This window comes from Neisseria wadsworthii 9715, assembly GCF_000227765.1.
GTDB classification, from domain to species: Bacteria; Pseudomonadota; Gammaproteobacteria; order Burkholderiales; family Neisseriaceae; genus Neisseria; species Neisseria wadsworthii.
This window is the reverse complement of the sequence record NZ_JH165159.1, coordinates 1929224-1948362: the sequence shown is the minus strand read 5'-3', so window position 1 is coordinate 1948362 and position 19139 is coordinate 1929224. Positions and strand designations below refer to the sequence as shown.

Annotated in this window: 22 protein-coding genes; 11 read left to right on the top strand and 11 right to left on the bottom strand. The window is 49.6% G+C overall.

Going from position 1 to position 19139, the window contains the following annotated elements:
- Positions 1-201: 201 nt before the first annotated feature.
- On the top strand, positions 202-729 hold the full coding sequence (locus HMPREF9370_RS09015) for a hypothetical protein (RefSeq protein WP_040667112.1): 528 nt from the start codon (positions 202-204) through the stop codon (positions 727-729).
- A 59-nt stretch (positions 730-788) separates the two neighbouring features.
- Positions 789-1127: a P-II family nitrogen regulator gene (locus HMPREF9370_RS09010; protein WP_009117157.1), complete on the top strand. Its 339-nt coding sequence runs from the start codon at positions 789-791 to the stop codon at positions 1125-1127.
- A gap of 84 nt (positions 1128-1211) precedes the next feature.
- Here the strand turns inward: HMPREF9370_RS09010 and efeB are convergent, their stop codons facing one another.
- The 3 genes from efeB to efeU all read right to left on the bottom strand — a co-directional run bounded on the left by efeB (position 1212) and on the right by efeU (position 4743).
- A complete protein-coding gene (efeB, locus tag HMPREF9370_RS09005) occupies positions 1212-2474 on the bottom strand; it encodes an iron uptake transporter deferrochelatase/peroxidase subunit (RefSeq protein WP_009117156.1) in 1263 nt (420 codons plus the stop codon).
- A gap of 261 nt (positions 2475-2735) precedes the next feature.
- The gene (gene efeO, locus HMPREF9370_RS09000) at positions 2736-3911 is read right to left on the bottom strand and encodes an iron uptake system protein EfeO (RefSeq protein WP_009117155.1); all 1176 of its coding nucleotides are present in this window, start codon (positions 3909-3911) and stop codon (positions 2736-2738) included.
- 13 nt (positions 3912-3924) lie between these two features.
- Positions 3925-4743, bottom strand: coding sequence for an iron uptake transporter permease EfeU (gene efeU / locus HMPREF9370_RS08995; RefSeq protein ID WP_009117154.1), 819 nt, complete (start codon positions 4741-4743; stop codon positions 3925-3927).
- Positions 4744-5232: 489 nt separating this feature from the next.
- On the opposite strand from efeU, the gene HMPREF9370_RS08990 reads away from it, so the two are divergent.
- The 5 genes from HMPREF9370_RS08990 (at position 5233) to HMPREF9370_RS08970 (ending at position 9499) form a co-directional block, all read left to right on the top strand.
- Entirely contained in the window at positions 5233-5607 is a 375-nt protein-coding gene (locus HMPREF9370_RS08990; protein ID WP_009117152.1) for a flagellar hook-length control protein FliK, read from the top strand.
- 269 nt (positions 5608-5876) lie between these two features.
- The gene (locus tag HMPREF9370_RS08985; RefSeq protein WP_040667111.1) at positions 5877-7106 is read left to right on the top strand and encodes an MFS transporter; all 1230 of its coding nucleotides are present in this window, start codon (positions 5877-5879) and stop codon (positions 7104-7106) included.
- 17 nt (positions 7107-7123) lie between these two features.
- Positions 7124-8506, top strand: a complete 1383-nt coding sequence (locus HMPREF9370_RS08980; RefSeq protein ID WP_009117149.1) for a NarK family nitrate/nitrite MFS transporter — start codon at positions 7124-7126, stop codon at positions 8504-8506.
- A gap of 117 nt (positions 8507-8623) precedes the next feature.
- Positions 8624-9115: a peptidylprolyl isomerase gene (locus HMPREF9370_RS08975; RefSeq protein WP_009117147.1), complete on the top strand. Its 492-nt coding sequence runs from the start codon at positions 8624-8626 to the stop codon at positions 9113-9115.
- Positions 9116-9190: 75 nt separating this feature from the next.
- On the top strand, positions 9191-9499 hold the full coding sequence (locus HMPREF9370_RS08970) for a hypothetical protein (protein ID WP_009117146.1): 309 nt from the start codon (positions 9191-9193) through the stop codon (positions 9497-9499).
- Between the two features lie 183 nt (positions 9500-9682).
- Here HMPREF9370_RS08970 and HMPREF9370_RS11840 read toward each other — a convergent pair whose 3' ends face one another.
- Both HMPREF9370_RS11840 and HMPREF9370_RS08965 read right to left on the bottom strand, forming a co-directional pair.
- Positions 9683-9817, bottom strand: a complete 135-nt coding sequence (locus HMPREF9370_RS11840; protein ID WP_009117145.1) for a DUF3149 domain-containing protein — start codon at positions 9815-9817, stop codon at positions 9683-9685.
- A gap of 176 nt (positions 9818-9993) precedes the next feature.
- Entirely contained in the window at positions 9994-11004 is a 1011-nt protein-coding gene (locus HMPREF9370_RS08965) for a 2Fe-2S iron-sulfur cluster-binding protein (RefSeq protein WP_009117144.1), read from the bottom strand.
- A 122-nt stretch (positions 11005-11126) separates the two neighbouring features.
- Between HMPREF9370_RS08965 and HMPREF9370_RS08960 the strand changes: the two genes are divergently transcribed.
- Together HMPREF9370_RS08960 and HMPREF9370_RS08955 are read left to right on the top strand one after the other, a co-directional pair.
- Complete coding sequence (locus HMPREF9370_RS08960; protein WP_009117143.1) at positions 11127-12575, top strand: hypothetical protein; 1449 nt, start codon at positions 11127-11129, stop codon at positions 12573-12575.
- 186 nt (positions 12576-12761) lie between these two features.
- Entirely contained in the window at positions 12762-13061 is a 300-nt protein-coding gene (locus HMPREF9370_RS08955) for a hypothetical protein (RefSeq protein WP_009117142.1), read from the top strand.
- A 286-nt stretch (positions 13062-13347) separates the two neighbouring features.
- On the opposite strand, the gene HMPREF9370_RS08950 is transcribed toward HMPREF9370_RS08955, so the two are convergent.
- From HMPREF9370_RS08950 to upp, 3 genes are all read right to left on the bottom strand, one after another.
- Complete coding sequence (locus tag HMPREF9370_RS08950; protein WP_009117141.1) at positions 13348-14157, bottom strand: DUF4198 domain-containing protein; 810 nt, start codon at positions 14155-14157, stop codon at positions 13348-13350.
- Between the two features lie 177 nt (positions 14158-14334).
- Positions 14335-14652, bottom strand: coding sequence for a DUF2322 family protein (locus tag HMPREF9370_RS08945; protein WP_009117140.1), 318 nt, complete (start codon positions 14650-14652; stop codon positions 14335-14337).
- 95 nt (positions 14653-14747) lie between these two features.
- Positions 14748-15374 carry a uracil phosphoribosyltransferase gene (gene upp, locus HMPREF9370_RS08940; RefSeq protein ID WP_009117139.1) on the bottom strand — a complete coding sequence of 209 codons (627 nt, stop codon included), beginning with the start codon at positions 15372-15374 and terminating at the stop codon, positions 14748-14750.
- A gap of 120 nt (positions 15375-15494) precedes the next feature.
- On the opposite strand from upp, the gene HMPREF9370_RS08935 reads away from it, so the two are divergent.
- Positions 15495-16022, top strand: coding sequence for a GbsR/MarR family transcriptional regulator (locus HMPREF9370_RS08935; RefSeq protein ID WP_009117138.1), 528 nt, complete (start codon positions 15495-15497; stop codon positions 16020-16022).
- 147 nt (positions 16023-16169) lie between these two features.
- On the top strand, positions 16170-16598 hold the full coding sequence (locus HMPREF9370_RS08930; protein WP_156792991.1) for a hypothetical protein: 429 nt from the start codon (positions 16170-16172) through the stop codon (positions 16596-16598).
- Positions 16599-16668: 70 nt separating this feature from the next.
- On the opposite strand, the gene HMPREF9370_RS08925 is transcribed toward HMPREF9370_RS08930, so the two are convergent.
- From HMPREF9370_RS08925 to HMPREF9370_RS08915, 3 genes are all read right to left on the bottom strand, one after another.
- Positions 16669-17094 carry a hypothetical protein gene (locus tag HMPREF9370_RS08925; protein WP_009117136.1) on the bottom strand — a complete coding sequence of 142 codons (426 nt, stop codon included), beginning with the start codon at positions 17092-17094 and terminating at the stop codon, positions 16669-16671.
- A gap of 234 nt (positions 17095-17328) precedes the next feature.
- Positions 17329-17943, bottom strand: a complete 615-nt coding sequence (prfH, locus tag HMPREF9370_RS08920) for a peptide chain release factor H (RefSeq protein ID WP_009117135.1) — start codon at positions 17941-17943, stop codon at positions 17329-17331.
- A 2-nt stretch (positions 17944-17945) separates the two neighbouring features.
- Positions 17946-19082: an RNA ligase RtcB family protein gene (locus tag HMPREF9370_RS08915; RefSeq protein ID WP_040667618.1), complete on the bottom strand. Its 1137-nt coding sequence runs from the start codon at positions 19080-19082 to the stop codon at positions 17946-17948.
- Positions 19083-19139: the final 57 nt, after the last annotated feature.

The following is a 19139-nucleotide window of genomic DNA, read 5'->3' as shown; positions in this document are numbered from 1 at the left end:
GCAGCGCAGAATTGTAAGGAAAAGTTGGGCAAGATTATGGAATTATTGGGTTGGGCAACTATAAACGACTATAAAGAAGCTGGCTGTGTCATAATGCCTGTCTGAAAAATGAAATAAGCTTTTGGGAAAGGTTGCGGAATTTTGAATGTCAATATATGGTTGGTTCGGCTCAAGCATAAGATTGTACGGATTATGCTGTGGATGCTTTTGTTTAGCTGGCTGATGCTGGGTGTGAGCATGTATAAAACTGGCAGAGTCGATTGGCAGAGTGCACAGCTTTATTCGGAGCACGGTATGGCGGTGTCGCTGGGAGAGGAAGGCAAGGAATTTAAGGCTGAGAAAGACGGGCGCGAGTTTACGTTTTTCTGCGGCAAAAACCATCCTTTCTGCCGCGCGTTGAACCAGTATGAAAACCGGCATAATGTAGCAGCCAAGCCGCAGGATCGGATGGTGGCGGATTTGAAATATTTGGGCGTGGCGGAAGGCAACGTCTTGCTGGCTGCTGCCTTTACCGATGAGCTGACGCAAGAGCGGGTGGAGCAGAATTATCCGAAAGCGCTGGTTGACGAGCAGGTTACGCTGCTGGAGAAGCAGGCGGCGGGCTGGGCGCGTGTGTTTGTGTATTTGCGCCATGTGTTTTTTACCATATTTTTTCTCTTGCTGCTGGTGCGGCTTTATATTGTGGTTTTCGAGCAGAAAATCTTGCGGCGGATGCAGAAGGGAAATTAAAACATCATTATTATTGTTTCAGACAGGCATATTGCGTTATTTGAGAATTTGAGGAAACTATGAAAAAAATCGAAGCCATTATCAAACCTTTTAAATTAGACGATGTGCGCGAAGCGCTTACCGAAGCGGGTATTGCGGGCATGACGGTGAGTGAAGTGAAAGGCTTCGGCCGCCAGAAAGGGCATACGGAAATTTACCGCGGGGCGGAATATGCGGTGGATTTTCTGCCGAAAGTGAAGCTGGAAATTGTGTTGGGCGACGATATGGTGGAACGCGCGGTTGAGGTGATTGTGGAAGCGGCGCGTTCGGGCAAAATCGGCGACGGTAAAATTTTTATCTTGCCGGTTGAAGAGGCCATCCGCATCCGAACCGGTGAAACTTCGGATGCGGCGATTTGATGCCGAACTTGTTTGAAGCGTTTGCAATAGAATGCCTGTCTGAAAGGTTTGTTTTCAGACAGGCATTTAAGTAGCACTGAAACGTTAACCCAGCATCAGACTCTGGCCGATAAATTCGCCTTTTTTGACGCCCGGCAGGGTAAAGAAGTAGCCGCCGCCGAATGGGCTGATGTATTCTTCCAGCGGCTCGAGGTCGAGCAGTTTTTGCACGAAGATAAAGCCGTCGTCAAGGTTGGCTTGGTAGCAGATAAATACCAAACCTACGTCTAATTGGCCTGATTTGGCCAGGCCGCGCGAATAGTTGAAGGGGCGGCGGAAAAGTTGGTGTTTTTTCATAAACTCGGGATCGCGCGGGTTGGCCAGGCGCATATGGCTGTCTTTGGGGATGGTTTTGCCTTCGGGGTCTTTGGCATAGTCGGGCGTATCTTGCTCTTTTTTCATGCCTAATGGCGCGCCGCTGTATTTTTCGCGTCCGAATATGGCTTCCTGCTCCTGCAGGGGCGTTCTGTCCCAGAATTCTACGAAGTGGCGGATAATGCGTACGGCCTGATAGGTGCCGTTTTTCGCCCATGCCGGTTCGTCGAGGCTGTTGGGGGCGACGCCTGTCCACAACACGGCATCGGCAGTTTGGGGGTTGGCCACGTCAGGATTGGCCGAACCGTCGTGAAAGCCGAGCAGGTTGCGGGGAGCGGAACCGGGCGTGGTTTTGGGCAGGAAGCCGTCAATGCTCCAGCGGACTACGGCAAATTGCGCGGTGTTTTTGATGATGTCGCGCAGGGCGTTTTGACAGGTTTCGGGGCTGAGGGCGCAGATTTGCAGGCTGATGTCGCCGTCGCACCATTCAGCGGCCAGCTTGTCGTTGGGGAAGCGTTTCATTTCTTGCAGGCGCTTGGGTTTTTTGGCTTCCAGGCCGAAACGCTTGTCAAACAGACTGTCGCCGACGGATACGGTAACGGTGAGGCCGTCGCTCGGCACTTTTTTGCCTAGGATGCCGCTGCCTGAGGGCGGCAGCTTGGCATCGCCGTCCTGCAATTCGCCGCCTTGCGTGAGAAACTCGATGCGGGTGGTGAGCACGCGGAAGAAGTTGATAAGTTGGGATGCGCCGTTGGCGGTGATGTCGAAGGCGCACATGATGGCGAAAGGTTGGTGCGGTGTGGTAATGCCTGCCTGATGGGTGCCGTAGCAGTCGTAGCGTTGGTTGCTGTGCATGTTGGCGGCGGTTTTTTCTTCCTGCTTGCCGAATTTGATGCCGCCGAGCGCGCCTGCGGCAACACCGGCTCCGGCGATGGCGGCGGCTTTAAACAGGTTGCGTTTGCTTTTGTCGGGTGTTTGGTTGGGGTCTGACATATCGGTTTCCTTGTTTTCAGACAGGCCTGTCTGAATTTATGGTTATTGGACGTAATAACCGTACGCACTATAGTCAATTCACTTAAGTTTAATAACGATACCGCCATACTCGGGCTTGACCCGAGTATCTTGAGTTCCAGTAACTTTAAGAGATACTCGGGTCAAGCCCGAGTATGACGAGCGTACTATTTTTTAAGTTGATTCACTACAAAACGCGGGCAGAACCCGCGTTTTAGTGTTCTGCCTTTTTTCAGACAGGCATCAATTCAGGCCCAGTGTGCCGCGCAATTGGGCCAAGTCTTCGGCCAATGCGTTGATGGGCGCTTGCAGGGTTTTGCGGTCGGCTTCGGAGAGTTTGTCGTAGGTTTCAAAGCCGTTGGCGGTTTTGTATTTCGCCAAAATGTCGTTGACCTGCTTGAAGTTGGCATCGGTTTTATCCAGCAGCCCTTTGTTTTTCTCGGCAATCATAGGGCGGAAAAGCTCAACGATTTTTTGCGCGCCTTCTACGTTGGCGTTGAAGTCGCTCAAATCGGTGTGGCTGTAACGGTCTTCTTCGCCGCTGATTTTGCTGCCGGCCACTTCTTCAATCAACACGGCGCCGCCGCCCACAACTTTGCTCGGCGGGAAGTTAAGCGAGTCGATTTCTGCTTGCAGTTTCTTCACGTCGGCTTCCAGCTTATCGGCCACTTCTTTCACGCCGTCGGTGGATTTTTCAACCCATAAAGCATACTCGATGCGGTGGAAACCGGTAAACTCCGGGTCTTTCGGGCCTTTTTTGAAATCGTCTTCACGCGCATCGATGGCGGGGTCGAGCTCGTTGAACAATTCGGCAATCGGCTCGATGCGTTCGTAATGGGTACGAGTGTCAGCGAATTTGGCTTTGGCATCTTCAAGTTTGCCCGCTTTCACATCGGCAACGAAAGCGGCGGTTTTCTTCACGAGTTCGGCAGCTTCGGCTTGAACATAAGTTTTGTAATCGGCCAGCGGTTGGGCAAGTTTTTCCAAGTTGGCGGTGTTGTCGGCAGGTTTGAAGCCGCTGTCGGTTACGATCAGTTTGCCGCGCGGGTTGGTAAGGAGACCGCAGGCCATTTCGTATTCGCCGGGCAAGAGGGTAACGGTCATTTTGTCGGACAGGCCGGGGGCGATGTTTTCACGCTCGTCCACCACCATCACGCCTTTGAGAATTTCCCATTCGAGCTTGCGGCCGCTGTTGTTTTTGATGTTGAACACGGTTTCGCCGCTGGGAACGGTGAGCTCCATCGGGTCGCAGGCGCTGTCGTTAACCGCAATGTTGAACGAGCCGTCGGCATTTTTGGTTTGCGCCGCACCTGATGCGCCGGAAGTGGGCGCGGCAGTTTTTTCAGCTTCGGGCGGTTGGCAGGCAGACAGGCCTAATGCAATTAAGATAGATAAAGCAGTTAGGTTGGATTTATTCATTTTTCTCTCTCCATTATGGTTTCGCAGCGGGGCGGCTGCCTTTAAAAAACAAGAATAAAACGGGAATCAGATAGGCGAAGTAGAGCACTACATCGCTTAAAACAGGATGGTCGGTATAGCCGAAAAAGCCGCCGAGCAGCACGCCTAACGGGCTGTCTTCATGCAGTACGGATGAGAAGTCGGCGATAACGTTTTGTCCGATATTCCAAATACCGGCTTCATGCAAAGCGCGGAATGCGCCTGCAAATAAACCGGCTGCTACGAAAATCAGGAACACGCCTGTCCAACGGAAGAATTTGGCCAGATTAATCCGCACGCCGCCTTGATAAATCAGCCAGCCTATTACAACGGCAATCAGCAGGCCGAGCACGGCGCCGGCAGGCATCCATGGCGTGGGGCTTTGCTGGAAAACGGCAATCAGGAAAAACACGCTTTCCAAACCTTCGCGGATAACGGCGAGAAAAGCCATCAACACTAAAGCCCAGCCTTGCCCGCTGCCCCGGTTGAGCGCGGCTTGAACTGAGCTTTGCAATTGCTGTTTGATGGAGCGGGATGCTTTCTGCATCCAGAGAATCATATAAGTCAGCATGCCTACGGCAACCAAACCGATAACGCCCACCACAAATTCTTGCTGCTTCTGCGGAATTTCGCCTGTGGTTTTGTAAATGGTAATCCCTGTGCCGATACAGATGAAGGAGGCGAGTGCGACACCCAGCCAAACTTTGGGCATCAGATGGCTGTATCCCGATTGTTTTAAGAAGCCGGCTACGATGCCGACAATCAATGCCGCTTCAATACCTTCGCGCAGCATGATAAGTAATGCAATCAACATATTTAATGCAAGCAGATTTTTAAGTTATGTAAATTATCGCGCTTTCTCCTCTCAAATGCAAATCGTTTTTGTTTTCTTTCGTGATAATTTAGCGTGAATGCCTGTCTGAAACTTTTTTCAGACAGGCATTTGAAGCAGATTTATTCTTTTAAAAAGAAAGCGGTTAACGGAATCTTGCCGCAAACTTGAGTTTGTTTAATGATTCTTGAAAAACTTAAATCGGCTTGAATGCTCCAATGCGAAGCCTGTCTGAAAATGTTCGGACGAGTGTTTACGGCAAATAGCTTTATTTATGCTGCGCTTTGCCGCTTTGTATCAAGTAAAGAAAGTGTATTTGCCGTAAAGGATTGGGGGATTCGGTTTTTTCCAAAAATGCCCCAGCCGCAAAACAGAATATTTAAACTAAACAGAGAGAATCGGGATAAGCGCCGCATTCCCGGATAAGCGGGGCGGCTGCTGTCCTTTGAAGTAGATAAGAAAGGAATCTTCATGAAAAAAAGTATCGTAATGTCTTTGGCCGCAGTGGCTGCTTTGGGTAGCGCATTGGCTAATGCGCAAACACCTGCCGAAGGTGCGCCGAGCGACATTCCGGGTTTGCAGGCTGTGGAAAACGATGGCGTTGCCCGCAGCTCTAAAAATGACGACAGCGTGAAATTCCAGTTTGAACCGGGTGCTGCCGCGATTCCTGCCGCTCCGGCCGAAGCAGGTGCTGCCGTACCTGCGCCTGCTGATGCTGCGCCGATCGCTCCGGTTGAAGCCGAGCCTGTGCAAGTAGACGCACCGCCCGCACTGCCTGCCGAAGGTGCGATGGTTCCTGCGGCACCTGCTGACGGCGGCATCAACGTGGCACCGGCTGCACAATAATCCCGGCCATTTATAGCAAACAACCATGCCTGTCTGAAAAGTTTTCAGACAGGCATGGTTGTTTGCTATGGCACTGAATCTAGTTCTTTTGCATTAGCTTTATGTTCATGTGGCGTATCTGTGTTCTAGTTACACACGATGCCTGAGCCGTGCTTTGTAATAATGTAAAAGGAGGTGTTCTTGGCGTAAGGTTATGTTCAGATGAATAGTGTGCCGTATTGCGGCGCTTATTCGGGAACTTCAATCCAGATACCGAAAAGGTAAATAGCATGGCTTCCTCAACATACAAACGATATTCCGTTTTAATATCCAGTACGCTCTCGTTTACGGTCTGCTTCATGATTTGGATGATGCTGGCTGTGGTGGGCATTCCGATTAAGAATGAATTAGGCCTGTCTGAAGCCGAATTCGGTATCCTGGCGGCTACGCCGGTGCTTTCCGGCTCGCTGGTGCGTGTGCCTTTGGGTATTTGGACCGACCGCTACGGCGGCAGAATCGTGTTGTTTTCTTTAATGATTGCCTGTGTGCCGGCGATTTACTTGATGCAGTATGCCGACCATTTCTGGCATTTTTTGGTTATCGGCTTGGTAATGGGCTTAGCCGGCGGTTCGTTTTCGGTGGGTACGCCTTATGTGGCGCGTTGGTTCCCGAAAGACCAGCAAGGCATGGCGATGGGTGTGTTTGGTGCGGGTAACGCCGGTTCTGCCCTGAATAAATTTCTGGCTCCCGCGCTGATTGCTTACGGAACTTGGCATTTTGTGCCGACTGTGTATGCAGCCATTATGCTGGGCACGGCAATTCTGTTTTGGTTTACTTCTTACAGCGACAAAAGCCATCAGGTTTCTTCTTCCGTAACTTTGGGCGAGCAGCTCGCGCTTTTGAAAGATCCGGGCGTATTGCGTTACAGCCAGTATTATTCCGTGGTGTTCGGCGGCTATGTGGCGCTGGCTTTATGGATGACCAAATATTATGTGGGCGAATACGGCTTGAGCCTGCAAACAGCGGCTTTCCTTGCTGCGTGTTTCTCTCTGCCGGGCGGCGTGTTGCGTGCTTTGGGCGGCTATTTTTCCGATAAGTTCGGCGCATATAAGGTTACTTGGGCGGTGATGTGGATTTGCTGGGTGTGCTTTTTCATCTTGTCTTACCCGCAAACCGACTTGGTGATTCATACCACCAAAGGTGAAGTGAGCCTGCACATCGGCTTGAACGTTACCATCTTCACCATCTTGATGTTTACCGTAGGTGTGGCAATGGCGGTGGGCAAAGCTTCCGTATTCAAATTTGTGGCCGACGATTATCCCGACAATATCGGCGCGGTTTCCGGCATTGTCGGTTTGGCGGGCGGTTTGGGCGGTTTTTTGCTGCCGATTATGTTCGGATTCCTGGAAGACTGGACCGGCATCCGCTCCACCAGCTTTATGCTGCTTTACGGCACGGTTTGTGTATCGCTGATCTGGATGCACTTTTCATTCAAAGCCAAACGCCCCGCGGCCGAATAATTTGAGGAGATTTCGAGATGAGCTATACCATTCAAGATTGGCGCCCCGAGGATAAGGAATTTTGGGAAAAAACAGGCAGGCCGATTGCGCGGCGCAATTTGTGGATTTCCATTCCCGCGCTTTTGCTGGCATTTGCCATGTGGCAGGTGTGGAGCGTGGCAGTGGTCAATCTGCCGAATATCGGGTTTAAATACACGCCCAACCAATTGTTCTGGCTGGCTGCTTTGCCCGCTTTGTCGGGCGCGACTTTGCGGATTTTCTATTCGTTTATGGTGCCGATATTCGGCGGCCGCAAGTGGACGGCGATTTCCACCGCCAGCCTGCTTTTGCCTGCCATCGGCTTGGGCTTTGCGGTGCAAAACCCGAACACCAGCTATTTTCTGATGGCGCTTTTGGCTTTATTGTGCGGCTTCGGCGGCGGCAACTTCTCTTCCAGTATGGCCAATATCAGCTTTTTCTTTCCGAAAGCGGAAAAGGGTACGGCGCTCGGTTTGAATGCGGGTTTGGGTAACTTGGGCGTGTCGGTAGTGCAATTTACCGTGCCGCTGGTGATTACCGCAGGCCTGTTCGGCGCATTGGGCGGTGAAGCGCAAACTTGGGTGAAAGGCGATGAAACCAAGCAGATTTGGCTGCAAAACGCAGGCTTTATCTGGGTGCCGTTTATTATCTTGTCGACATTGGCCGCCTGGTTCGGCATGAACGATTTGGCTAGCGCCAAAGCCAGTTTCAAAGAGCAGTCGGTAATTTTCAAGCGCAAACACAACTGGTTGATGTGTATTCTTTATTTGGGCACATTCGGCTCGTTTATCGGCTTCTCCGCCGGCTTTCCGCTGTTGATTAAAGGCCAGTTTCCAGAAGTGGATCCGGTGAAATATGCGTTTTTAGGCCCGTTGGTCGGCGCGCTGGTGCGCCCGCTCGGCGGTTGGATTTCGGATAAGATTAAAAGCGGCGCCAAAATCACCCAATTGGTGTTTACCGGTATGATTATTGCGGTGTTCGGAGTGCTGGCATTTTTGCCGACCAACGGGCAGGGCGGTAATTTCTGGGGTTTCTTCGCCTGCTTTATGGCCTTGTTTGCCCTAACCGGTTTGGGTAATGGTTCGACCTTTATGCAAGTGCCGGTGATTTTCCTGAATATGCACGAAAAGCTCGCTTTGCAAGGTGTGAAAACAAAAGAGCAGGCTTTGCAAGATGCCACTAAAGAAGGCGCGGCAGTGATTGGTTTTACTGCAGCATTTGCGGCTTACGGCGGCTTTCTGATTCCGAAAAGTTACGGCACATCTATTGAGATGACCGGCAGTGTGAACGCCGCGCTATATCTGTTTATTGCCTTTTATGCATTATGCTGTGTGATTAACTGGTGGTATTACATGCGCAGCGGTGCCGAAGCCAAATGCTAGCTTGCGCTTTCGGATGCCTGTCTGAAAAATATTTTCAGACAGGCATTGAATATTGAGGCGGCAGCCCCATGTGTTTCGGGAAATTCAACCCGTTTGCAATAAACTAAGGATAGAGCAATGATTAAATTAACCACCAATAAAGGCGTGATTACTCTGGAATTGGATCACGAAAAAGCCCCTGTAACCGCGGCCAACTTCGAGCAGTATGTGAAAGACGGTTTTTACGACGGTGTGATTTTCCACCGCGTAATCAAAGGCTTTATGATTCAGGGCGGCGGCATGGAGCCGGGTATGAAAGAAAAGCAAACCCGCAAGCCGATTCAAAACGAAGCGCAAAACGGCTTGAAAAACGACAAATACACCATCGCAATGGCGCGCACCCAAGCGCCGCACTCCGCTTCCGCACAATTTTTCATCAACACCAAAGACAACACCTTCTTAAACCACACCGAGCCGAGCCTGCACGGCTGGGGTTATGCTGTGTTCGGCAAAGTAGTTGACGGCTTTGATGTGGTAGACGCAATCGAAGGCGTGGCAACCAAAAGCCACGGCTACCATGATGACGTGCCGGTAGAAGATGTGGTGATTGAAAAAGCCGAAATTGTGTAACTCTTTGTAATACAATACAATGCCTGTCTGAAAAACTTTTTTCAGACAGGCATTCACTATTGTTAAGGCCCACGCATGTTTATAGAATTGTTGCATCAAAAAATCAGAAATGCCGACTATGTTCGGTTGATAGAACAAAACCGAATCGATTTCTCCCATTCCGAGCAGGGTCTCTTGGAAGAAATTATTCAAACATTTGAATTCGATGTGGTTCAAGCGCAGGCACTGGCGCAGGCGGTGGCACAACAAGCGCGGTTTGATCCGAATGCCTTGCACATTGAATTTGATGACGATGAAGACACCACCGCCATTTGTCCACATTGCATCAATCCACCTATGCCGCCTCTGCGTGATTATATGGAATGGCGCAGAATGCGCGGTTAGAAGCAAAATATAGTTTATTTTATTTATATTAGATTTTTCCAAAATATAACGACAAATGGCCGGAATAATAAAAATGCCTGTCTGAACAATCATTTTTTCAGACAGGCATTCTCAACAAGGCAAAAAAAGGTGTGACATTCGCCACACCCAAACACACACACATCAAGAGGAAAGAGATTCGTTTTATTTTTTCGGTGTTTGATCTGCTTGTTTTTTTATCCAAAAAAATAAAAAAGTTGCAATCACAATCACAACCATAATTGTGATAAAGGATAAAATACCCACAGGGGATTTAAATAATTCTGCCAGTAATTCCATAATCGTGTTCCCATATTTGTTTATTGATATTGGTTTAGAGTAATTATAGAGAATAATTCCTACATAGCATTGACTCAGGTCAATAGAATGCTTTAATCATAGTTATTATTTAAATACAATCTATAAACAACAAAACTGCCCAATCGGGCAGTTTTGTTATGTAATATTTAAATATTCTAATGAGATGGCGAAAAAGCATCTGAGAAAAACGAATCACGCGGCAGATTCTGCTGCGTTTCGCATTGCTGATGAGTTGCTTCAATCATTGCCGGTGAACCGCAGGCATATACCTCGTAAGCTGATAAATCAGGATAGTCAGTCAGAATATGTTGCTGGATATAGCCGGTTTTCCCTTGCCAGCCATCTTGCGGGCGCGACAAAACTTGTGTGAAACAGCCGTTGGGCAGGCGGCTTATCAGTTCGGCTGCGGCATCGGCTTGATAAAGATCCGCTTCATGCCGTGCACCCCAATAAAAGTGGACTTCGCGCTGCTGATCATGCGCGGCCAGATATTGCAGAATGCTTTTAATCGGCGCGAAGCCCGTGCCTGTAGCCAATAAAAGCAAAGGCGCGCGGCTGTTTTTGCGCAGTGTAAAACTGCCCAAAGGTGCACGGATACGCATGACTGCTCCGGTTTTTACAACGGCATCTTCGCCAAACAGCATATTGGAAAACAAGCCGTTTTCACGGCGGCGGATATGCAGCTCCAGCGTGCCGGGATTATCGGCGGAACTGGCGATGGAGTAGCTTCGGATATGATTGTTTTTCAGAAGAATATCAATATATTGGCCGGAGTAGAATGCAAAGGGTGGGGCTTTGGGCAGGGCAAGCGTAACGATGGCGACATCATGAATATATTCTACCGAGTTAACACGCGCCGGCAGCGTGCGTACGGGCGGAGTATCAGCATCAAAGCCCGGAATATCAAGCACCAAATCGCTTTGTGCGGTTGAGCAACACATTAAAATTTTGCCTGCAGCTTGCTCTTCCGCAGTTAGCGCCTGCTCGGCATGGCCGTCTTGAACGGCATGGCCGCTCACAACTTGAGCCTTACATTGGCCGCAAATGCCGTTTTGGCAGGAATGAGGCAGGTTAAGGCTTTGGCGTTTGGCTGCGCTCAGGATAGATTCATTATCATCAACGGAAAAGCTGATTGAGTTTTGAGAAAAGGTAACGGTTTGGGTCATTTTTATAAAAATTGCATTGGAACTAGCGGGATTATAGCGAAGTTTTGCAAGAAATAAATAATTCGGGCATAATCCGAACTTTGAAAAAATTAAACTAATTTAACAAAAAAGGGTGGAAAGTTATGAAAAAAACATTATTGGCGGTAGCCGTAGCTGCTTTCGGCCTGAGCGCGTGCAGCACTTTGGACGGCAAAACGCCACACGAAATGGTGGGAATCTCTGTCGACCGCAGCTTGAGTAAAGATTACAGCTACAATTTTGAAGGCAAAGCGCATGTTTTCCTAAGCGATAAAGATAAGGGGCTGGCGCCTCAAGTGGCTGCCGAAGCAGCAAAAAAACGTGCGGAGGAAAAAGAGCCGGAAGCTGAAGCAGCCAGTGCTGCTGAAACTGAATCCACTGAACAATGCGGATGCGAGGAAGAATATAATCCTTATGCCGATATTGAAGAAGGCAACTGGGGAGCCAAAGGCGCGGATTTGGCGCAAGGCTATCCGGCTATAACCAAATATATTCAAAATACGCAGCTCCGTGTGAACGGTGCGGTTGATTTGCGCCAGCAAAAAATCGAATTGGTTCCTGAGTTTGTTAACGACAATAAAAACGAATACAGCAGCATGAAAATGCCCATTTTGTTGGACGGTAAAAATATGACGGCTACGATTGATATGCCGGCAACCATTCCGATGATTATGGATATTTTCATTCAAGACAAAGCATTGGTTAACCGCTTAAGCGAGCAGCCGATCCAGTTTGCTTGGAGCGATGTGGAAAAGAAAAGCTTTCCGCTTAAAACAACTTTGAAAGCGCTCGTAAAAGCCAGCTACACAGCTTATAAAGCCGTACCGCCCGAGGCTTACAAAGCGGCGGAGATGGATGAATTCGGTAAACGCGCAGGTGCGAAGCACCGTGTGGATATTGTGTGGAACAAAGAAAATCTGGCAGTTTTCTACAAGGCATTTTACCGTGATTTCGACCATGAGTTTACAAACATGCAAAAAGCCGGCTTGGAAGAGGGCTCCTCCGAGGAAGATTATCAAACCGTACGTTCGGTGATGGCCAAAGTTTTTGGCGTTAAATTAGAAGATACAGATTCTGCATTGGATGGTGCGATGGCTGAAGTGGCGGATGCGGCGTCGGCTATCAAAGCATCTGAGAACGCTGCCGACTCTTCGACAGCTGAAATGATGGCAGACGATTTGGCCGATGCCGATGGTGTTTCCAGCTTGACAGAAGATCTCGATGCTTTTGAAAAAATGATCGGCAGCCCGATGGTTGAAAGCATTTATTTAGATGGAAAAGGCCGCACTGTGGCGCGTAGAAACTATCTGCAAGTCAACGGCAAAGAAAAAGCTTTGAACTTTGAAATGGTTATGACTCTGAACCGCTTCGGTAATCCTGTGTTCACATTCAAGCCAGAAAACAGCAAAGTGGTTAAATTCCCTGAGGTTATAAAAGCGTTCAAATTGCCTTTCGGAGAAAGCAACTATAATGAAGTTGACGACTATGAAGTAGACGAAAGCATTGAAGCGCCGGAAAATGCGAATGAAATCAAAGAAGAAGTGATTAAATAAGCACCGGTTTAAACGATGCCTGTCTGAAAATATCCATTTCAGACAGGCATATATTTTTGTATGTTTAAGACACACTTTAAGGTGTGTTTATGTAAAAAATCCGCAAAAAACCAGCTTCTTGCAAGATTATCCCTTATATTGGAGCTGTCTGCGCCCTAAAGCGCAACTTAAATAAGGAATAAAATCATGAACAAACGCACAGGTACCATTTTGTTGACCGTGCTGTCTTTGGCGCTGAGCCCGATGGCGGTGTCTAAAGAAAAATCTATTGATATTCAAGAAGATTCATCAGGCTTGCCGGCCGAATTGTCGGAGAATTTGGCTAGAACATCGCTTTCAATGGGTGTAAAAGAGCCGGTGCGCATCCGTAGTAGCAAAGAAGGCGGCAATAACTATGTTGTGGTGAGCGGCTCGTCTTCTACCAGCTGCAAAATCAAATTGTCGAAAGATGACGAACCTAAAATTTTAGGTGTTTCCTGCAAATAAGCACCTCTTGGTTTGTATACTGTGTAAAGTAAATACAGCTTAAGTAATACGATGCCTGTCTGAAAATATTCAGACAGGCATTTTTCATTAGCTAAGAAAACTGATATGGTTAAACCACTTGGCATATAGTAAATAAACTTATTTTTGATATAAGGCGCAGCAACGCCGTAGTAGAAATAAAGTTTATTTACGATAAAACGGTACCGTCATACTCGGGTCAAGTCCGAGTATGGCCAGTGTGCCATTTAAAATTCGGATCACTATAATGCGATTTTCTAATATCGGCTTAATGATGGGTGTGGCCGATTTGGAAAGTCATAGTGGTATAGCTGGCGAGCTTTTGGCAGACTTTTTGATCGGGATAATCGGCTTTGTGCTCTACGCTGGCTTTCCAAAAACCTTGACGCAGCGGAATAATGCTTACAGTACCGTCGTCGCCCGTAACATCCGAGAAGGCTTGGGCTTCCACCTTATGCGTTTTGCTTCGGTCGCTGGTATCAAAGCCGTCGAAGGTGGCGGTAAGTGTGGCTTTAGGCAAAGGCTCGCCGTTGAACAGTACCTTCACTTTGAATTTATCGCCCACATGCACATTGGCCGGGTTATCCAAAGGCACGATTTCCAAGCCTTGGCCGACCGGGCGGGTGATGATGGAGGTATCGGCGCTTTCGTGGCCTACGTTGACAATATTTTTGCCGTACATGCGGGTTTGTTCGCAATATTCGGCATCAGGCATTTTTTTCATATCGGCCTGCTTCCAGCCGGCTTTGTTTTTCGACCAGAAAGTGGGCTGGTATTCCGCTGTTACCAGATAGCTGCCGTCTTTTACCGGTTTTTTACTTTGGTATTGGTAGTTATGTTGGCCTTTTTGCACCAAATCTTCTTTGCCTTTGCCGGTGATCAACTGCATGGGTTTGCTGAAAATATGCAGGCGGTCTTTGGCAATCGGTTCCATATCGGGGAATTCACCATAGCCCAGCTCGGCTTTTAAAATTTCTCCGCCGTGGGTGTGTGCAGTTTCCACCCATACACGGTGGGCTTGTGCTGACGTGTAAAAAAGCAGGGCGCCGAGAACGGATAAAGCGGTTTTGTTTTTCATGAGATCTTTCTTTGAAGGTGTGATGAAATAGAATAGTTAGTATATTATGTTATAATATAACAATTCTAAAGTAAAGATAAATGCCTGTCTGAAAATAAACGCGGAGCGTCACATTTTCAGACAGGCATGTTGGTTGCAAGAGTTGTGTTGGCAACTGAGTTTGCGCCCAAAAGCAGTTTATGCGTTTAGCGGTTTGAGCTGCAAGGTGAGGTTTTCGTTTTTGACTTTAAAGAGCAGGTCGATATTCGGATGTTTGCCGGGGTTGGCTTGGGCATCGGCAACGTGTTCGGCAAATAATGTCAAGCCCCGTTCGGCTGCCTGAGCGTTTAATGCGCCGTTAAATTCCTGCGCCAATGCGTTGTAAAGTTTGAGCGAACCCAGCTTGCCGGGCGCTGCGGGGATATGGTGCAGCGTATTGCCTGCTGTGTCTTGCACGTCCAAGCCGCTTAAGTGGCTGATATCGGGCAGGTTTGCGAGATTGTCTTGAAAATTCATGGTGCGTTCTTTCTTAGGTAGGTGAAACAGATGCCTGTCTGAAACTTTCAGACAGGCATTTTGATTGATATTGATCTATTTTTTCCGGGCAGAATTCAGCGGGTACCGAAAATTTTATCACCCGCATCGCCCAGCCCGGGGATGATATAGCCGTGTTCGTCCAGATGGCTGTCGAGCGCGGCGGTGTAGATGGTTACGTCGGGATGTGTTTCGTTTACCAGCTTCACGCCTTCGGGGGCGGCCACTAAAACTAACGCTTTGATATTGCGGCAGCCTTTCTGTTTCAGCAGGTCAATGGTGGCAACCATAGAGCCGCCGGTGGCCAGCATGGGGTCAATAATCAGCGCGGGGCGCGAATCCATGCTGTCGACGAATTTTTCAAAATAAGAAACGGGTTTGAGGGTTTCCTCGTCGCGTTGCAGGCCGACTACGCTGATTTTGGCGGTGGGAATCAGGTCGAGTACACCGTCGAGCATGCCCAAACCGGCACGCAGAATCGGCACGACGGTAAGCGTTTTGCCTTTGATGCGTTCGCCTTCGATTTCGCCGCACCAGCCGTCGATAATGTATTTTTCGGTGTCGAAATCGCGGCTGGCTTCGTAGGCCATCAAGCGCGCCAGCTCGGTGGTGAGGGTGCGGAATTTATAGGTGCTGCAATCGGCTTCGCGCATCAGGGTGAGTTTGTGTTTAACCAGCGGATGGTCGATGATGGTAATATTCATGGTGTATCTCTCTCGGATTTTGCCCGGTTATTATAAAACTTTCTAATCTTCCTAACCAACAATTTAATTTTTTAAAATTTCTGTATTGACAGAAATTAATGATGGCTTATAATACGAAGCATGAAACTGAATCCGACCACTCAAAAATTTGTATTGCATTGGGGCGAAATGGGCACCCAATGGGGCGTCAACCGCAGCGTTGCGCAAATCCACGCCTTGCTGTTTATTATCGGGCGACCGATGAATGCGGAAGAAATTGCCGAAACGTTAAGCCTCGCGCGCTCGAATGTGAGCAACAGCATCAAAGAGCTGCAAAGCCTGAAGCTGGTTCAGATAACCCACCAGCTGGGTGACAGGCGCGATTATTTTACGACTTCCGACGATGTGTGGACTTTGGTGCGCACGATTGTAGAAGAGCGCCAACGCAGGGAAATCGAGCCGACGCTGCAATTTTTAAACGAATTGATGGCCACGCCTGAATTTGCTCAGGAAAACGAGCAGGTTCAGAAGCGTATCCGCGATACACAGCAGTTTATGGAAGTGGCAACGAATTGGACGCGCGAAATGCTGAAGCTTTCCACCGGTACGCTGACCCAAGTTTTGAAGCTGGGTGCGAAAGTACAGAAGTTTTTAAGCGGCAGCAAGTGATGCTGGCATGATGAAAATGCCTGTCTGAAACTGCCATATCGGCCGTTTGGTTTGACAAAGCGGTATTTCGATTGATTAAAGCAGGGCATCTGCTTTAATTTTTAAAAGTAAATTTCTCTTTTAACAGAAATAACGAAAGGAATGGAAATGGACTATCCCGTAAGCCATGTGATGAGTGTCATTGGTGTGATGACGGCTGCATCGTTGTTGGTAAGCCTTGCCTGCTGGGCTTTGCTGGGCAAACCGCTGCAAGGCGTGTTGAAATATTTATGCGACGATCCGCGTGACGAGGTTAAAGAGGTAAGCGGCTCTTTCTGGAAGCGCTTGTATATTTTGCTGATTATGATGGTGCCTTTGTTGATGGTGCTGCTGTTTGCGCCCGAGTTCGGAAAAAATATCGGCTTCAACCTGCTTTATGCGATGCGCGCGGCATTTATGGGCGGAGTAACCGTGTTGTTGGTGTTGGCATTTTTGGTGCGCCGTCAGATTCAGTTTATTCAGGGTAACCGCGAGTCGGTGGAGCCGAAAGTTGCGGAGCAGAAGTTTGTGATCAAACCGGCAGCCGAGGTGGAATAAGAAATAGGAAATGCCTGTCTGAAAGTGTTTCAGACAGGCATTTTTTATGGGGAACTGAACTGTCGGCGGATTAAAAGCCGCAAAGCAGTGAAAACGTGTCGACCGGCATCATTTCTTCAGCTTCGCCCAGCATGTGTTCGGGCGCGTAGTCTTTTCCCAAAAGCTGCTTGGGTTTGGCGCGTTCCGAGTTGGCAAAGCCGAGGGTGATGACGTCGGAGTTTTCAGGCGGGTAAACAACAGTGAAGTGGGAAAAGCCCCGTTTCAGCGTTAAATCGGTGTAAACACACATCAGCCAGCGGGACTGGGCGGCGGTGCGCTCCGAGAAACCGGGCGCGGAGAGGTAGGACTTTGCGGGCTCGCGCTTGATTTCGGTTGCGGTCATGTCAAACGGGGCGCCAGTGGCTTTTGCATTGATGGAGTAAAGCCGGGATTCTGCCGCGCAAGCTGTGGCGATGGCGAAAGAGCAGATGAGTGGTAAGAGGAGTTTATGTGCCATGATGGGTTAGGAGTGTGAATGATGAGCGGCATTGTAGGGTATTTGTTTTGTTGGGTGCAAACCAATGTTTCACAAGCTGATATGGTGAATCAACTTAAAAATAACACACTCGTCATACTCGGGCTTGACCCGAGTATCTTGAGTTCCAATAACTTTAGGAGATATTCGGGTCAAGCCGCGAGTATGACGGTATTGTTATTGTGTAAATGGGTTGACTATATTGCCGCACGAGCGTTAACGTTCTTTGAAATGAACACCTTCAAACACCCGGATCGGGTTGCCGCGTTCAACTTGATAAAGCTGGTTGTGTTTGGCGGCTGCATGTTGCTCCAATTGGGCGGCCTGCAAGCTTGCGATTTTTTGCAGCAGCAGCTCCCGGGCGCGTTTTTTGTTGGCGTGTTGGCTGCGCTCACTTTCTACGCGCACGGAAATGCCGCTGGCCGTGTGGGTGGCCCGCACGGCGCTTTCGGTTTTGTTGACATGTTGCCCGCCTTTGCCGCCGGCGCGGCAGGTTTGGAACACGATTTCGCCGCCGTCGGCGGTTTCAACCGGTTCGGGCAGGCGGAAAATGCCGATATACCAGTTTTTGCGCGGATGCTTGGGGCGGACGGGGCTGCTGCAAATCCATTGCAGCGTGCCTTGCCAGCTTTTTGAAAAGGCTTCGGCGGCTTCTCCGTTCAGCTCGACGGTGGCGGATAAAATGCCGTGTTTGTCGGCCGTGTGCTCAAGGATATCTGCCGTGATGCCGCAGCCCTGTGCTTCTGCGAGCAGCTTTTGCAGGGCGAAGCGGGCGAAAATGCGGCATTCGGCAGGGCCTTGCGCAGTGGAAATGTGTAAGCTGATGCTCATAATTAACCTCCGCAAGGGCCGCTGGTTTTATAGGTGAGCACCGGTTTGAAACGGGCAACCGGAATGACCAGCCCGGCATCGGCCAGCGCGCGGATGATGCTGTCGATGTTTTTATAGGCTTGCGGTGCTTCTTCGTAAATCAAGGCCTTATCCCGACAAACGACGATGCTGCCGAACTCGGTTTGGCTTAAGGTGTCGGCGGAATATTTGTGCGACAGGCGGCCTTTGCATTCGCTGCGCTGCCATTTTCTTCCGGCGCCGTGTGCCAGCGAGTAAAGCGAGGCGTTGCAGTCTGCGGCAGGTTCGACCAAATAGCTGTAATCGCCGCGGGAACCGGGAATCATCACCAAGCCGCTGTTGGCAGGAGTGGCGCCTTTGCGGTGGAGCCAGCCGGTTTCGCCTTTGATTTCGGCGCGTTGCAGGAAATTGTGGTGCACGTCCAGCAGGCATTCGCCTTCGGCGCGCCAGCGTTCAAACATGCGCGCGGCAATCAAACGGCGGTTGGCGCGGGCAAATTCAAGCGCGGCATCGTGTTCGGCCAGATAAGCCACTGCTTCGCTGCTGCTTTCAGACAGGCCTTGATGGCCGAAGCGTTCCACATGGCGGCGCAGAATCTGTTGGCCTAAGCCACGCGAACCGCTGTGCACTAAAAGCTGCAAGCAATCCGGCCTGAATGCGGCGGGCAGCTTTTCGGGGCGGTAAACGGTGTCGAGCGCTTGAAGCTCGGCAAAATGGTTGCCTCCGCCGATGGTGCCCAACGCGCCGGCGGCTTCGGGGAGTGCGGGATTCGGCAGCAAACCGGCAATGTGTTGCCGCCAGCTTTCATCAAGCGGCGTGTCGATGTTGCCGAGCTGCTTGGCCAGCTTGGCCGGTTTAGCTTTGCGGACGGGTAAATCGGTTTGCCAAAAGGCCATGCCGCAGCCGATGTCGTTGCCGATTAGTGCGGGGTAGAAGTGGCCGCTGCTGAAAAATGCCGCGCCCACGGGATAACCGCGGCCTGCGTGTAAGTCCGGCATGCCGGCCACGCAGCGCATATGCGGCAGGCGGGCGGTAGTTTCGAGCTGCTGGATGGCGTTGCCTTCTATCCAAGTGTTTGAATCGGCAATAATAATGGTTTTCGGGGAATATTCTGTGCCCATAAATAAAAAAACTTTCTTAAGGCGCAAAAAAGCAGGCATAAATACTATGCGCGTTGT